The organism is Tenacibaculum sp. SSH1-16, assembly GCF_040104435.1.
GTDB classification, from domain to species: domain Bacteria; phylum Bacteroidota; class Bacteroidia; order Flavobacteriales; family Flavobacteriaceae; genus Polaribacter; species Polaribacter mesophilus.
The window spans coordinates 33,962-48,556 of the sequence record NZ_JBECOV010000018.1 but is presented as its reverse complement, the minus strand read 5'-3'; the positions used below and the strand labels follow the sequence as shown (position 1 = coordinate 48,556).

The window sequence follows — 14,595 nt, the reverse complement described above, 5'->3', positions numbered from 1 at the left end:
ACATTTGAAAGAGGAAATATTACAATATATTTATTATTATAATCAAGAAAGACCACACCAAAGTTTAAATGGTGTGGCTCCTAATATTTTTAACCAAAATTGTCAACGAATTAGTTAACCTTTACAGCAATGACAATATCATTCTTTTAAAGTAGAGTGTTAAAATTTTGAATTTATCCTAAAAACCTACTATATTAGGCACTTGATTACCCCATCCCCCAAGAGTTATTTTGTAATTAAAAACCCTATTTAATATGGAAAACAAGTACTTAAAAGAAACCGTAATGAGTTTAAGCCCTGATGGAGATACTGAAATTACTGAAGGAGGAAGTGATACTGGAGGAAGTGGTGGTAGTAGCACAGGTAATACAGGTGGAGATTAATTTCCACTTGACAAACACTTAATACACAATTTAAGATTAAAACCATTACTTTTGACTAGTAATGGTTTTACTTTATAACTATGAAAAGTTTCCTTTTTATTATTTTATTTTCCTTCTCTTTTCTTTTTACCCAAGGAACTAAAGATTTTTTATACAAAAGGGATACACTAATAGAAAAAGGAAGGCAAGCCTACTTTAGTAAAAAACTCCCTCTATTAAAAACAATTACAAAACAGGTTGACTCATTATATCAAAAAACGAACGACTCTATTTTGTTGGCTAAATATTTTCATTTTAAAGCCTTACAAAATAAGCTTACTTATACTAATGACAGTGCCTTTTACTATTATCACCTTTCAAAAGACATCTCTAAAAAAATAAATGACTCTTTAGCAGTTGGAAGGCGTTTATTAAGTTTAGCTAACTTACAACGAGAAGCTAAAGATTTTTTAGGAAGTGAAATAAGCTCTATCGAAGCCTTGCAATACTTAGAACCTATTAAATCCAGTGTTTATTTAGAAGCTGTTTATAATAATTTAGGGATAATTTCTGAAGAGCTAAAAAGAAAAAAGGAAGCATTAGCTTATTATAATAAAGCGTTAGCTTATAATAAATTGAATAAAAACAATATTAGTTATTTATACATTATAAATAACTTAGGTTTCTTGCATCAAAGTCAAAAAAAATATCAAAAAGCTATTTCTTTCTTTAAAAAAGGTTTATCTCAAGATAGTATTAAACAAAAATACCCTTTGCAATATGCTTTGTTGTTAGAAGGTTTTACTTTTAGTAACTATTCATTAGAAAAACAGGAAAACACCTTACAACAATATCATGAAGTATTATCCATCAGAAAAAAACACGGAGAGAATCGCGAGTTACCCACAACTCATATTAATATTTCTAATTATTATAAGGACCTTAACAAACTACAAAAAGCTTTATTTCACGCAAATGAAGCTTTAAAATACGCAAAACAGACTCATAATAATCAACGCTGGTTGGGTGCTCTAGATTTATTATCTGACCTTACATCTGGTAATGAGTCAGCAAACTATCTAAGAGAATATACAACTCTAAATGATAGTCTATTCCAAAATGAACGCAGGTTAAAAAATCAGTTTGCTAAAATTAGATACGAAACCGATAAGAAAGAAAAAGAAAATGCTATTTTAAAAACGGAAAACCAGCAAAAGCAAACAGAAATACTTTATCATAAACAACAAAAAACCATAGGGTGGCTAGCTGCTGCAGTTGGACTTTTACTATTTAGTTTTAGTGTTATGTTTTATTTTCAACGTAGAAGAAAGTTATTATATCAAGCTCAACTACAACAGGTACAAGTAAGAGAACATGAACGCCAACAAATAGCTAAATCTTTACATGATGAGGTTGCTGGTGATTTACGCTTACTACATCGTAAATTAGAGAAATCTAACTTATTAGAGGAAGCTCAAAAATTAGATGCAGTAAAAGAAAATGTGCGTAATTTATCACATCAACTAAGTAGTGTTAGTTTTGATAAAGTTTCCTTTAAAAATCAAATTATCAATTTAGTGAGTGATTATTTTGAACCTGATTTTAAAATAAAAGTGAATGGATTGCAAAACTACGATTGGACGACAATTAATAATTCTATTAAACGTTTACTTTACTTAAGTATTCGCGAAAGTATACAGAACTGTAAAAAACACGCAAAAGCGAGTAAAATAACTATCAATTTTTCTGTACGTAAAAAATACGTACATTTGGGTATTATTGATAATGGTATTGGCTTTAATACCACCGTTAATAAAAAAGGAATTGGTTTACAAAACCTACAAGAACGCATTGAAGAGTTAAATGGTAAATTAACTATTAATAGTGAAGTAGGTAAAGGAACCCAAACCAGTATTCAAATACCCTTAAATGGCTGGACAAACAAAAATACTTTTAGTTGATGATCATCAATTGATTTTGGAAGGAATTCTTTCATATCTAAAAGATATAGATAACTTAGAAATTGAAACAGCTAATTCATGCGATGAAGCTTTTTCTAAAATAAAATCAAGTTTAAGCGAAAATCCATTTCATATCGTTTTTACCGACTTGAGTTTTGACAACCAAAACAAAAATGTTATTTTAGATGGAGGAGAAGCTTTTATAAAATCTATACTTAAAGAAGCAATTCCTATTAAAGTAGGTGTAATTACAGGACACTCTGAAACAAATAGAATTTTTAATGTTATACATAATTTAAACCCTTCTGCCTATATTTTAAAGGGAAAGTGTAGCACAGATGAACTAACCTTTGCTATTCAAAAAATGTTAAAAGGTGAAATATACTATACGCACGAAATTCACCAAAAACTCTTAAAAAGGGCTTTAGTTGAAATACAAATGGATGATATTGCCATCCAAATTTTAAAAGAGCTACCTAAACATGCTAAAATTTCTAACTTAGAAGGCTTAATTAAAAAGGACGATGGATCATTAATAAAAGTCAGATCCATAGAAAGCAAACTATCTAAACTAAGAACAGACTTACAAGCCAATAATAATACAGACCTGGTATTAAAAGCAAAAGAATTAGGAATTATAGATTAAGCTTAACCTCTTTTGCGGAAATACACATTTATTTTTGCGGTTATCCCATTTTACAAATTACAACTAAACAGTAATTTCGCAATGGAATTCAAACCATTGTTGGGAAGAATCTTGAAAAGAGAGAGAATGTAAAAAAAGCCTTTAAATATTTAAAGGCTTTTTTATGCTATCTATCTCGTCCTAAAATATGCTATTGTAAAATTGACTTATTTTTTCTCTTGCGGAAAACCACACATTTTTTTGCGGAAATACCCTTTTTTAACCTTTAATCTCTCTTTACATTTGTGACATCTTCTTTTCAAGATTAATTGGAAAAAGACATTTAAGGGGAATAATGAACCTTCTAGAAATTCTAGAAGGTTTTTTTTATGCTATTTCGGAAAATTGCACTTTTAACTTCGGAAATCCCTTTTTATACTCCTGATTATCAGTATATATTTGACATGTTCATTATTTAATGACAATTAATTAAAGGGGAATTAATTAAATCATTTTAAAAATGGGGAAACTACTATTACGTAAAATGAGCAGAGGTTTTAACACTTTACTTTCAGTTCTAGCCGAATTCGGTAAAGGTGCTGGATATGCTCTAAGACACTAAAAGTTAATTAACCAAACTTAAACGTGTAAACCTTCTAGAAATTCTAGAAGGTTTTTTTTATTACCATTACTAAAATTGTAAATTAGGCGTTCAATCATTTTAAGCCTAAATGACTCAAAAATATATTATTGCTCTAGACCAAGGAACAACTAGTTGTCGTACCGTAATTCTTAATAAAGAGGAAAAGATTATAGCAAAAACTCAACAAGAGTTTCAACAAATATTTCCACAACCTGGTTGGGTAGAACATGATGCTAATGAAATTTTACAAACTCAGTTAAAAACCTTACAACAAGCTATTGAGCAGGCTCAAATATCACCTTCACAAATAGCAGGAATAGGTATTACTAATCAGCGTGAAACAACTGTAGTTTGGAATAAAAACACAGGTAAACCAATATACAATGCTATTGTTTGGCAAGATAAAAGAACAGCTGATACTTGTGAGTTACTCAAAGAAACTGGACTCGAAAACTATGTGCGTAAAACTACTGGACTGGTAATTGACAGTTATTTTTCTGCAACTAAAATTCATTGGATCTTAAATCATGTAAAGGGAGCTCAAAAAGAAGCTGAAAAAGGAAATTTGTTATTTGGAACTATTGATTCTTGGCTTTTATGGAACTTAACCAATAAAAAAGTTCATGCAACAGACTATAGTAATGCCTCACGTACCATGCTATACGACATAAAAAACTTGTGTTGGGATGAAACTTTAGTAAAAGAACTAAACATTCCAATTTCAATGTTACCTGAAGTAAAACCCTCATCTTTTCATTTTGGAAACTACGAATTAGAGGGAGTTCAAATTCCAATTGCTGGAATAGCAGGAGATCAGCAATCTGCTTTATTTGGACAAGCATGTTTTAAAAAAGGAGAAGCAAAAAACACCTACGGAACAGGGTGTTTTATGTTAATGAACACAGGTAAAAACTTAGAATATTCTGAAAATGGTTTAATTTCTACAATTGCTTGGGGAATTAACAACAAAGTGTATTACGCTCTTGAAGGAAGTGTTTTTGTTGCTGGTTCAGCAATTCAATGGTTACGAGATGGACTACAAATTATCAATAATGCAGAGGAAAGTGAACTTTTTGCTGAAGAAGTTACCGAAGAAAACCCTGTTTACGTAGTTCCTGCTTTTGCTGGCTTGGGCGCTCCGTATTGGGATATGTACGCTAGAGGTGCTGTTTTTGGTTTGACTCGTGATACAGGAAAAAATCACTTAATTAAAGCCACATTACAATCATTAGCTTATCAAACCAAAGATATTTTAGATGTTATGCAAAAAGATAGCATGCTTCAACTCTCTTCTTTAAAAGTAGATGGCGGAGCATGTGCTAATAATTTACTGATGCAATTTCAGGCAGATATCTTAAATGTAGCTGTAGAGCGTCCTGAAGAAATTGAGACCACCGTAATGGGAGCTGCTTATTTGGCCGGTTTCTGTGTTGGTTTTTGGCAACAAAACGATATTGTTAACAAAAGAAAAATAGATAAAACATTTACTCCTTCTTTCTCTAAACAAAAAAGAGAAAAATTATACCGTACTTGGCAAAAAGCTGTTGAACGTACTAAAGATTGGATTGATTAAAAATAAAAATCATGGCAAAGTTTTACGATAAAATAACAACTAGAATTCAACAGTTTATTGAAGCACAAAAGCTCTTTTTTGTTGCTACAGCAGCAAAAGAAGGACGAATTAATCTTTCTCCTAAAGGAATGGATACCTTTAGGATACTTAACGAAAATACAGTAGCTTGGTTAAGTGTTACAGGAAGCGGTAACGAAACCTCTGCACATTTGTTAGCTGATAACCGAATAACAATTATGTTTTGTGCTTTTGAAGGAACTCCAAACATACTAAGACTATACGGAAGGGCAGAAGAAATTCTTCCAACTTATAATAAATGGGAGAATTATGTCAAGTTGTTTCCTAATTTTCCAGGTACTCGTCAAATATTTATTGTGTCTGTTGAAAGTGTACAAACCTCTTGTGGAATGTCTATTCCTTTTTATGAATACCAAGGAGAACGAAATCAATTAAATGATTGGGCTATTGAAAAAGGTGAAGAAGGAATTAAACAATATTGGAATGACAGAAACCAAACTAGTATCGATGGCTTTGATTCTTTATTAAAAGAAGAAACATCTTCTTAAATTATTTAAAAAAATATCTTCTTTTTTCAAAATCCTGATAAAAATCATGTTTTTACTTAAACTATGCTTGTACTTTTGAGACAGTAAAGTATAAGAAGAAATGGTACAATTAATGAACATCCCAATGGTATCTTGGACAAACGGAACCATTATGATGGTTATTTTCGGTTTGGTTTGTATAGGTTTAATAACCGCTCTTTTAATTCTTGTTAATGGTGGCAAGAAGAAAGAGTAGGTAAATTTAGTTTTAATAGTTGATTGAAGAAGCACTCTTTAATAATGTGTTAGTGGTTTAACGTTTGAGTGCTTCTTCTTCTTTTTATTTGAATGCGTTTAATCCTGTGATATCCAATCCTGTGATTAATAAATGTATATCGTGCGTTCCTTCGTAGGTTATTACACTTTCTAAATTCATTGCATGTCTCATAATTGAGTATTCTCCAGAAATACCCATTGCACCTAACACTTGTCTTGCTTCACGTGCTATTTTTAATGCCATGTCCACATTGTTTCGTTTCGCCATAGATATTTGAGCAGATGTTGCACGACCCTCATTTTTTAATACTCCCAATCGCCATGTTAACAACTGTGCTTTGGTAATTTCGGTAATCATTTCCGCTAGCTTTTTTTGTTGTAACTGAAACTGTCCTATTGGTTTTCCAAATTGTGTACGTTCTTTCGCATAACGTAACGCTGTATCATAACAATCCATCGCAGCACCAATAGCACCCCAAGCAATACCATAACGTGCAGAATCAAGACACAACAATGGTGCTCCTAACCCAGATTTATTAGGTAATAAGTTTTCTTTTGGAACTTTTACATTATCAAAAATTAACTCCCCAGTAATGGATGCTCTTAACGACCACTTGTTGTGAGTTTCTGGTGTAGAAAAACCTTCCATACCACGTTCTACTATCAAACCATGAATACGACCTTCTTCATTTTTTGCCCATACAACTGCTACATCACAAATTGGTGCATTTGAAATCCACATCTTTGCTCCATTTAACAAGTAATGGTCTCCCATGTCTTTAAACTTAGTCTCCATTCCTCCAGGGTTACTACCATGATTAGGTTCTGTTAACCCAAAACTCCCCATCCATTCACCAGAAGCTAATTTTGGTAAATATTTTTGTCGTTGAGCTTCCGTTCCGTAGTTATAAATAGGCCCCATAACAAGAGAAGACTGTACTGAAGCAGTAGATCGAATTCCACTATCACCTCTTTCTAGCTCTTGCATAATTAACCCGTAAGAAATTTGGTCTAACCCAGCACCTCCGTACTCTTCAGGGATATAAGATCCAAAAGCTCCCACTTCTGCCAATCCGTTAATTAATTCCTTTGGAAACTCAGCACGTTGTGCATATTCTTCTATAATTGGAGACAAGTTTTTCTTAACCCATTCACGAGCTGTATCACGAATAAGTTTATGTTCATCGGTTAATAAATCGTCTACTTGATAATAATCTGGCGCTTGAAATAAATCAGACTTCATAAATATGTTTTAAAATTAATTTTTACTAATTGTATAAGAGAAGTGTAAAATTAATCGTGGTTTGATTTTATGTGATTTCTTAAAAGAATTGTTTCAAAAATACTTAAAAAAATGGTTATTCGTGCAGGTTTGCGTATGTTTGTACTAATGAGATTTACTTTAGGAAAAGAGGAGCGCTTAAAAAGCAAAAAGCTCATAGGAAGACTATATGAAGAGGGAAAAGTGATAAAAGTTTTTCCACTAAGAATGGTATATGTACAAACCGAACATACCTCTAAGTTTCCTGCACAAGTTGGAGTTTCTGTACCTAAACGTAATTTTAAAAAAGCGGTGGATAGAAATCGTATTAAACGATTACTTCGTGAAACTTACCGTAAAGAAAAGCATACTATTTATGAGACTGTAGATAAACCGTATGTGTTTATGATTTCTTATCTTGCAAGAGATGAATGGAAATATGCCGATATTGAGCATAAAATGAAGAAATTATTAACACAATTTATTACAGAAGTTACTCAAGATGAAAAATAGAAAACTCCTTTTTTTTGGTTCACTTATAGTCATCTCCCTTTTCTTTTCTTTTCAATCTCGTTTTTTTGAGATTGCTAAACAAATAGAAATCTATAACAACCTTTTTAAAGAGTTGAACATTAATTATATTGATGAAATCAACCCTGGTGATTTAACTGACAAAGCGATAAAAAACACCCTTAAAAATTTAGATCCATATACTAATTTTTACAACGAACAAGATGTTGAAGATGCACGTATTCGTCGTGAAGGTGAATATGGAGGTATTGGTATTTCTACATTTTACACCAAAAGAGGAATTGTGGTTTCTGAAATTTATAAAGGTTTTTCGGCAGATAAAGCTGGCTTAAAAGCAGGTGATATTATTACCAATGTAAACGGACAAGAATTAGCTTCTTTGGAAAGAAGTCAATTTTCACAAATGCTAAAAGGTGTACCAGGAAAAGAGCTTTCTTTAAAGGTAGAAAGAAACGGTCAAACAAAAAGTGTGTCAGTTAAACTTGACAAAGTTATTTTAGACCCTGTCCCTTTTTACGATATGATTGATAACGAAACTGGGTATATTGTTTTAACACGATTTATCAGTCAAAAAGCTACCGAAAGCGTTGTCAACGCGTTTAGTGATCTTAAAAAAAGAGGGATGAAAAAATTGGTTTTTGACTTAAGGTACAATCCTGGTGGCTCTTTATTTGATGCAGTAAACATTACCAATTTATTTATTCCTAAAGGCTTGAAAGTTGTAGATACTCGTGGAAAAACTCAAAAAAACAGTAGAACCTATAAAACAAATAAAGCTCCTTTAGATGCTGAAATTCCTATTGTAGTTTTAATTAATGGTCGATCGGCTTCTGCTTCAGAAATTGTTTCAGGTGCTTTGCAAGACTATGACCGAGCTGTAATTATGGGGGAGCGTTCTTTTGGAAAAGGACTGGTGCAACGTTACTTTGATTTGAGTTACGGAACACAAATGAAAATAACAATTTCTAAATATTACACCCCAAGCGGACGTTGTATTCAAGAGTTAGATTATGCCAACAGAGATTCTAAAACAGGTAAAGTTCCTAAGTTTTCTGATACTACTCTTAATGAGTTCACAACTCAAAACGGACGAAAAGTATATGATGGTGGAGGGGTAACTCCAGATATAACAAGTGAGTTTTCTAAAAAAACAGAAGAAACAGATGATTTACTAAAATCAAGAGCAATATTCAATTTTGTAACAGATTTCACATATCAAAATCCTAATTTATCTACTGAAAACTATACTTTTTCTTCTTCTGATTTCAATAACTTTAAAGAATATTTACTTCGTAAAGACACTGCTTTTGTATCTAAAGAAGAAAAGCTTTTCCAAGAAGCATATGAATCAGTAGAAAACAACAAAAAAATCACTTCTGAATATAACGCGATTATCCAACAATTAAAAGCAGCTAAAGTTGCTAAAGTTTTGGTAAATGAAGATCTTTTATCAAAAGAAATTGAAAATGAAATTATTGAGCGTTATGCGTATAAAGAAGGAATGTATAAGCATTTATTTAAAAATGATATAACTATAAAAAATGCTGTTAACTTGCTAAATAATCCTAAAAAATATAGCAGTATTTTAAAAAAATAGCTTCTTTAACATAATTTGTATATTTGTACTTTAAAAACATATGTCAAAACCTATCCTAAAAGAACGTACAAGAGCCCAAGAATCTACAAATGCTATTGAGCGTTTATACATTTCAATGCGACACTTATTTAGTCGCGGTTTTTACAAACCAATGGGTGTTTCTGGTGAAACCTTACGAAAATCACTATTATCTTTACGACCAGAAATTTATGGTTCTATTGCAGAAAATAAAACTGAACTAAACGGACTGGTATACGTTATTGAACGCTTACCTGAAGGAATTGAAGAATGTCAGTTTATATATTTAACCGCAGATGAGGGATATCGTAACTCAAAATTTAAGGCTATCGTTCCTCCTAAAAGAAGGAGAAATTGCTATCGCATTGATAAAGATCAAATGAATATTGAAATTACTAGAGGACGCTCAGAAATTTACGATATTCTTACACACTTAACTTTTTTATTTATTGAATCTCACAAAATTAAAGACCGTGTAGTTTTTAATAATGGAGAAAGCTTTATTCGTGAATGGCTATTATTAGAAGATATTGTAATACACAATAAAACACTTACGGATGAAGAAAAAGATGTAATTGTTGTACATCTTGGTAATATTTTAGGAAGAACTTACGATGAGGTATATGATGCTTATAACACATTTTCAACAAAAGAGAACCCTAACAGGTTTTTCCATCTAATTTACTGGTTAGGTAAATTAGCTATTAATGAAACATTGTATGACCAAAAACGTTCTATTAAATTCAGTTCTGTTCTAACTCAAGAAATAGGACACCATTATTATGGAGAAATGTGGGCTAACAATATTAAAAAAGTATTGTTAGACAACGAGTTAATAGAACGTCCTATCCATATCATTAGTGCAAACATGCACAGTGTAATGAATAGTATTTACGCTCAAAATGCTTTACCAAAAGAAGCTAAAAAACATAAAGATTTTCAACTTTTTGAAGTATTGAGTAATGCTAATAGCAGTACTTTACAGTCTGCCGTTAAAAATTATGCTTCCGAAAACGGACTGATATATATCAAAGATACATCTGGGACTAACATTAATGTTCAGGTAATTGATACCCAAAAAATTAATTTTGAAACGAACTCTTTTAACAAAGTTAATTCTATTGGAAAAGACCCTGTAATTATTGTGATGGACTATGCCTTTGGTGAACAGGCTTTTGAAACTATGGATGAATTGTTAAAGCCTTATAAAACAAAAGGAGAAAAAATTCATTTAGATGTTCAATCTGTTTCTATCATGGGAAAAGCAGGTATTTTAGAAGGTGGCAAAGGAGATATTATGATTCCTTCTTCACATATTTTTGAGGGAACTGCTGATAATTATCCGTTTAAAAATGAATTATCAAAAGAAGATTTAGAAGGTTTTGGTGTTCACGTTTTTGATGGCGCAATGATTACTGTGTTAGGAACTTCATTACAAAATAAAGATTTACTACGATTCTTCCACGATTCAACTTGGGATGTAATTGGATTAGAAATGGAAGGTGCACACTACCAAAAAGCCATTCAATCTGCCTCGAAAATTAGAGGAAATATTTCAGAAAATGTAAAAGTACGTTATGCGTATTATGCTTCTGACAACCCGCTAGAAACTGGTGCTACACTTGCTTCTGGAGGTCTTGGAATGAGTGGAGTAACACCAACTTACGCTATTACACAAAAGATACTAGAACAAATATTTTAGTCGTAGAACGACTATCAAAAACTTAGTTATACTACAAAAAAGCATCATTTCACTTGAAATGATGTCTTTTTAGCTTTTTTATGCAATTTTAAAGACTGGTTTTGTTCATAGCCTTTTTTCTTATTTTATATTTGCACTCACAATACAACAACACACAACAATGAATATTCTAATTTTAGGATCGGGCGGTAGAGAACACGCCTTTACTAAAAAACTTTCAGAAAGCACGAAAATCAACAACCTTTTTGTGGCTCCTGGTAATGCAGGAACTGATGCAATTGCTAAAAATGTAGCCATTAATCCAACTGATTTTGCACAGGTAAAAGAAACCGTTTTACAACACGACATCAACATGGTAGTTGTAGGTCCTGAAGCACCTTTAGTTGAAGGAGTTCACGACTTTTTCTTAGCAGATGAAGAGTTGAAAAACATTCCTGTAATCGGACCTAAAAAAGATGGTGCTTTATTAGAGGGAAGTAAAGATTTTTCGAAGCAATTTATGGAAAAACACAACATTCCTACAGCTCGTTACCAATCTTTTACTACTGAAACCTTAGCTGAAGGAAAAAAATTCTTAGAAAGCTTAGGCGCTCCTTATGTATTAAAAGCGGATGGATTAGCTGCTGGAAAAGGAGTTTTAATCTTAAATAATTTAGACGAAGCCAAAGCTGAATTAGAAGAAATGCTTTCTAATCAAAAATTTGGAAGCGCTTCATCAACAGTCGTTATTGAAGAATTTTTAAAGGGAATTGAATTATCTGTTTTCGTTTTAACTGACGGAAAGAATTATAAAATCTTACCTTCTGCTAAAGATTACAAACGTATTGGAGAAGGCGATACAGGGCTAAATACAGGCGGTATGGGTGCTATTTCTCCTGTTCCTTTTGCAACGGGTGATTTTTTAACGAAAGTGGAAGAATTAATCGTTAAACCAACGATAAACGGTTTGCAAAAAGAAGGAATTGATTATAGAGGATTTATTTTTATCGGATTGATGAATGATAATGGAAATCCATCTGTTGTTGAATACAACGTTCGTATGGGAGATCCTGAAACAGAAGTAGTATTACCTCGTATACAATCAGATTTAGTCGATTTATTTGAAGGAGTTGCAACGCAAACTTTAGGAGAAAAATCATATGAGGTTACTCCACAAACAGCAACTACCGTTATGTTAGTTTCTGGTGGATATCCTGAAGCTTACGAAAAAGGAAAAGAAATTACAGGTTTTAATACTGTGGAAGATTCTATTGTTTTTCATGCAGGAACTACTTTAAAAGGTGGTAAAGTAGTTACTAGTGGTGGACGTGTTATGGCAATTACTTCTTTTGGAGATTCTATGGAAGAAGCCTTAGAAAAATCATACAAAAACATTGATAAAATAACTTTTGATAAAATGAATTATCGAAAAGATATTGGGTTCGATTTAAAATAAATAACAATAAAAAAAGGAGTTGATAGTCAACTCCTTTTTTATTTCATTGCTTTTTCTAGCGTAAACGAGAATTCAGAACCTTGACCATGTACACTCTTTAAAAGAATTGTTTCATTATGTGCTTCAATAATATGCTTAACAATAGAAAGTCCTAATCCAGACCCTCCTTGTTCACGAGACCTGCTTTGATCTACACGATAAAAACGCTCAAATAAACGTGAAAGGTGTTCTTGCTTTATTCCTTCACCATTATCATTTATTTTAATGATAAGCTTATGCTGGTTATAGGGTTCAACACTTACAGTAGTAATTCCTCCCACTCTACCATATTTAATAGAATTTACAACAAGGTTAATTAACACTTGTTCTATTCGCTCAACATCACCTTTTACCAAATGCGGAAAGTCATACACACGATCAAAACGCAATGTAATATTTCTCTTTTTTGCTTTCATTTCAAACAAGTCAAATACGTTTTGAATTAGCTCAATAATGTTAAAAGTTTGCATATTCATTTTCATTCCCTCTGTTTCTAACTTAGCAATCATATCTAAATCTTTCACAATTGAGGTTAATCTTTCCACTCCTTTATTAGCTCTTTCTAAATATTTTTCAAGAATTTCTTTGTCTTCAGCAGCTCCTTCAATAAGGGTTAAAATATAGCCTTGTACGGTAAAAAGTGGCGTTTTTAACTCATGAGCAACATTACCTAAGAAGTCTCGACGAAATGAATCTCGTTGTGTTAAACTAGCAATTTCTTCACTCTTACCTTCTACATATTCTTGTACACTTTTGGTTAACGCTTCTATATCTGTAGTTACTTTATTTCTTTTTAAGTCATTCACATCTAAAATAGAGATATCTTCATACATCTTTTTTACTCGTTGGTAAATAAAGTGTTCTGCTCTATATTGAATTACGAAAAAAGAGATGATAAACATTGCAATACCAAAAATTACAATGGTTATTACTCCTAAGCTATTTAATAAAAATAAATACGATAATACTGCTATAACTATAGATAATAGTGTTGAGTATAAAGCCGACCAAAGTGCGTAGTTATATGTTTTTTTTATTTTTTTCATCTGTTTATTTTCTATTGTTTTTAAATATCAGATGTAATTCGCTAATAGTTATCTTGCATAATATCAAGAATTATTATAGCTCATTTCATGATAAAAAAATAGATTGCTAGCTAGCAATCTACTTATTAATTTTTGAGTTTAAAAATTATTTGTCTGTTTCGTCTAGCACAAACTTGTATCCAACTCCTTTTACTGTTTTAAAATAGTGATCTCCTATTTTCTCTCGGAGTTTACGTATGTGTACATCTATAGTTCTACCTCCTACAACTACTTCATTTCCCCAAACGCTGTCTAAAATAACTTCTCTTTTAAATACTTTTCCTGGTTTTGAAGTTAATAAAGAGAATAGTTCAAATTCTTTTCTTGGTAAAGATATTTTTTCTTCTCCTTTAAAAACTACATATTCATCTCTATTGATGACTATATCTCCAATTTTTGTAGTAGTATCTGCTTTTTCTTCTGTCTTTAAACGACGTAATAACGATTTAACCTTACTTATCAGTACTTTTGGCTTTACTGGTTTAGTTATGTAGTCGTCTGCTCCAGCGTCAAAACCTGCTACTTGTGAGTAGTCTTCTCCTCTAGCGGTTAAAAAAGAAATTATAACGTCTTCGAGAGATTTTACGTTTCTAATTTTTTCACACGCTTCGATACCATCCATCTCAGGCATCATAATATCTAATAAAATTAAATGTGGAGTTACTTTTTTTGCTGTTTTAACAGCTTCTGCACCATTATTTGCAGTAAAAACCTGATATCCTTCTGATTTTAAATTGTATCCTACAATTTCTAAGATATCTGGTTCATCATCAACTAGTAAAATTTTAATGTCGCTAGTGTTCATTATTCATTTTTATTGTGTTACTCAAAAGTAATCATAAAAAAATAAACCCTTTATATGCATGCTTAACTTAACGTTCATTTAATATTTACTAAACTTTTGCTTAAAAGAAATACAAGAAATCTTTTGTTTTTCATTTT

At 31.6% G+C, this 14,595-nt stretch carries 13 protein-coding genes; 10 read left to right on the top strand and 3 right to left on the bottom strand.

The window, feature by feature from the left end:
• The first annotated feature begins 254 nt into the window (after positions 1–254).
• From ABMY20_RS15670 to ABMY20_RS15645, 6 genes are all read left to right on the top strand, one after another.
• A complete protein-coding gene (locus ABMY20_RS15670) occupies positions 255–383 on the top strand; it encodes a hypothetical protein (RefSeq protein ID WP_301280571.1) in 129 nt (42 codons plus the stop codon).
• 80 nt (positions 384–463) lie between these two features.
• Positions 464–2,323, top strand: coding sequence for a tetratricopeptide repeat protein (locus tag ABMY20_RS15665; protein WP_047788013.1), 1,860 nt, complete (start codon positions 464–466; stop codon positions 2,321–2,323).
• A complete protein-coding gene (locus ABMY20_RS15660) occupies positions 2,292–2,969 on the top strand; it encodes a response regulator (protein ID WP_159488648.1) in 678 nt (225 codons plus the stop codon). Before ABMY20_RS15665 ends, ABMY20_RS15660 begins: the two co-directional genes overlap by 32 nt.
• 710 nt (positions 2,970–3,679) lie before the next feature.
• A complete protein-coding gene (gene glpK / locus ABMY20_RS15655; protein WP_349265776.1) occupies positions 3,680–5,164 on the top strand; it encodes a glycerol kinase GlpK in 1,485 nt (494 codons plus the stop codon).
• A gap of 11 nt (positions 5,165–5,175) precedes the next feature.
• Complete coding sequence (locus ABMY20_RS15650; RefSeq protein WP_349265775.1) at positions 5,176–5,730, top strand: pyridoxamine 5'-phosphate oxidase family protein; 555 nt, start codon at positions 5,176–5,178, stop codon at positions 5,728–5,730.
• Between the two features lie 100 nt (positions 5,731–5,830).
• On the top strand, positions 5,831–5,965 hold the full coding sequence (locus tag ABMY20_RS15645; protein WP_255724753.1) for a hypothetical protein: 135 nt from the start codon (positions 5,831–5,833) through the stop codon (positions 5,963–5,965).
• 84 nt (positions 5,966–6,049) lie between these two features.
• Here ABMY20_RS15645 and ABMY20_RS15640 read toward each other — a convergent pair whose 3' ends face one another.
• The gene (locus ABMY20_RS15640; RefSeq protein WP_349265774.1) at positions 6,050–7,228 is read right to left on the bottom strand and encodes an acyl-CoA dehydrogenase family protein; all 1,179 of its coding nucleotides are present in this window, start codon (positions 7,226–7,228) and stop codon (positions 6,050–6,052) included.
• A 111-nt stretch (positions 7,229–7,339) separates the two neighbouring features.
• Here ABMY20_RS15640 and rnpA point away from each other — a divergent pair, with 111 nt between their 5' ends.
• The 4 genes from rnpA (at position 7,340) to purD (ending at position 12,529) form a co-directional block, all read left to right on the top strand.
• On the top strand, positions 7,340–7,759 hold the full coding sequence (gene rnpA, locus ABMY20_RS15635; protein ID WP_239178283.1) for a ribonuclease P protein component: 420 nt from the start codon (positions 7,340–7,342) through the stop codon (positions 7,757–7,759).
• A complete protein-coding gene (locus ABMY20_RS15630) occupies positions 7,749–9,374 on the top strand; it encodes a S41 family peptidase (protein ID WP_349265773.1) in 1,626 nt (541 codons plus the stop codon). The genes rnpA and ABMY20_RS15630 overlap by 11 nt, the downstream gene beginning before the upstream one ends.
• Positions 9,375–9,414: 40 nt before the next feature.
• Positions 9,415–11,094 carry a hypothetical protein gene (locus ABMY20_RS15625; RefSeq protein ID WP_047788019.1) on the top strand — a complete coding sequence of 560 codons (1,680 nt, stop codon included), beginning with the start codon at positions 9,415–9,417 and terminating at the stop codon, positions 11,092–11,094.
• A gap of 160 nt (positions 11,095–11,254) precedes the next feature.
• A complete protein-coding gene (gene purD / locus ABMY20_RS15620; protein WP_349265772.1) occupies positions 11,255–12,529 on the top strand; it encodes a phosphoribosylamine--glycine ligase in 1,275 nt (424 codons plus the stop codon).
• A gap of 38 nt (positions 12,530–12,567) precedes the next feature.
• Here the strand turns inward: purD and ABMY20_RS15615 are convergent, their stop codons facing one another.
• Together ABMY20_RS15615 and ABMY20_RS15610 are read right to left on the bottom strand one after the other, a co-directional pair.
• The gene (locus ABMY20_RS15615; protein ID WP_173359021.1) at positions 12,568–13,614 is read right to left on the bottom strand and encodes an ATP-binding protein; all 1,047 of its coding nucleotides are present in this window, start codon (positions 13,612–13,614) and stop codon (positions 12,568–12,570) included.
• 145 nt (positions 13,615–13,759) lie between these two features.
• Positions 13,760–14,458, bottom strand: coding sequence for a response regulator transcription factor (locus ABMY20_RS15610; protein WP_047788022.1), 699 nt, complete (start codon positions 14,456–14,458; stop codon positions 13,760–13,762).
• Positions 14,459–14,595: the final 137 nt, after the last annotated feature.

What these genes read in the sequence shown, in the direction of transcription:
- ABMY20_RS15670 (WP_301280571.1), top strand. Translation starts at nt 255, where the DNA reads ATGGAAAACAAGTACTTAAAAGAAACCGTAATGAGTTTAAGCCCTGAT.
- ABMY20_RS15665 (WP_047788013.1), top strand. Translation starts at nt 464, where the DNA reads ATGAAAAGTTTCCTTTTTATTATTTTATTTTCCTTCTCTTTTCTTTTT.
- ABMY20_RS15660 (WP_159488648.1), top strand. Translation starts at nt 2,292, where the DNA reads ATGGCTGGACAAACAAAAATACTTTTAGTTGATGATCATCAATTGATT.
- glpK (WP_349265776.1), top strand. Translation starts at nt 3,680, where the DNA reads ATGACTCAAAAATATATTATTGCTCTAGACCAAGGAACAACTAGTTGT.
- ABMY20_RS15650 (WP_349265775.1), top strand. Translation starts at nt 5,176, where the DNA reads ATGGCAAAGTTTTACGATAAAATAACAACTAGAATTCAACAGTTTATT.
- ABMY20_RS15645 (WP_255724753.1), top strand. Translation starts at nt 5,831, where the DNA reads ATGGTACAATTAATGAACATCCCAATGGTATCTTGGACAAACGGAACC.
- ABMY20_RS15640 (WP_349265774.1), bottom strand. Translation starts at nt 7,228, where the DNA reads ATGAAGTCTGATTTATTTCAAGCGCCAGATTATTATCAAGTAGACGAT.
- rnpA (WP_239178283.1), top strand. Translation starts at nt 7,340, where the DNA reads ATGGTTATTCGTGCAGGTTTGCGTATGTTTGTACTAATGAGATTTACT.
- ABMY20_RS15630 (WP_349265773.1), top strand. Translation starts at nt 7,749, where the DNA reads ATGAAAAATAGAAAACTCCTTTTTTTTGGTTCACTTATAGTCATCTCC.
- ABMY20_RS15625 (WP_047788019.1), top strand. Translation starts at nt 9,415, where the DNA reads ATGTCAAAACCTATCCTAAAAGAACGTACAAGAGCCCAAGAATCTACA.
- purD (WP_349265772.1), top strand. Translation starts at nt 11,255, where the DNA reads ATGAATATTCTAATTTTAGGATCGGGCGGTAGAGAACACGCCTTTACT.
- ABMY20_RS15615 (WP_173359021.1), bottom strand. Translation starts at nt 13,614, where the DNA reads ATGAAAAAAATAAAAAAAACATATAACTACGCACTTTGGTCGGCTTTA.
- ABMY20_RS15610 (WP_047788022.1), bottom strand. Translation starts at nt 14,458, where the DNA reads ATGAACACTAGCGACATTAAAATTTTACTAGTTGATGATGAACCAGAT.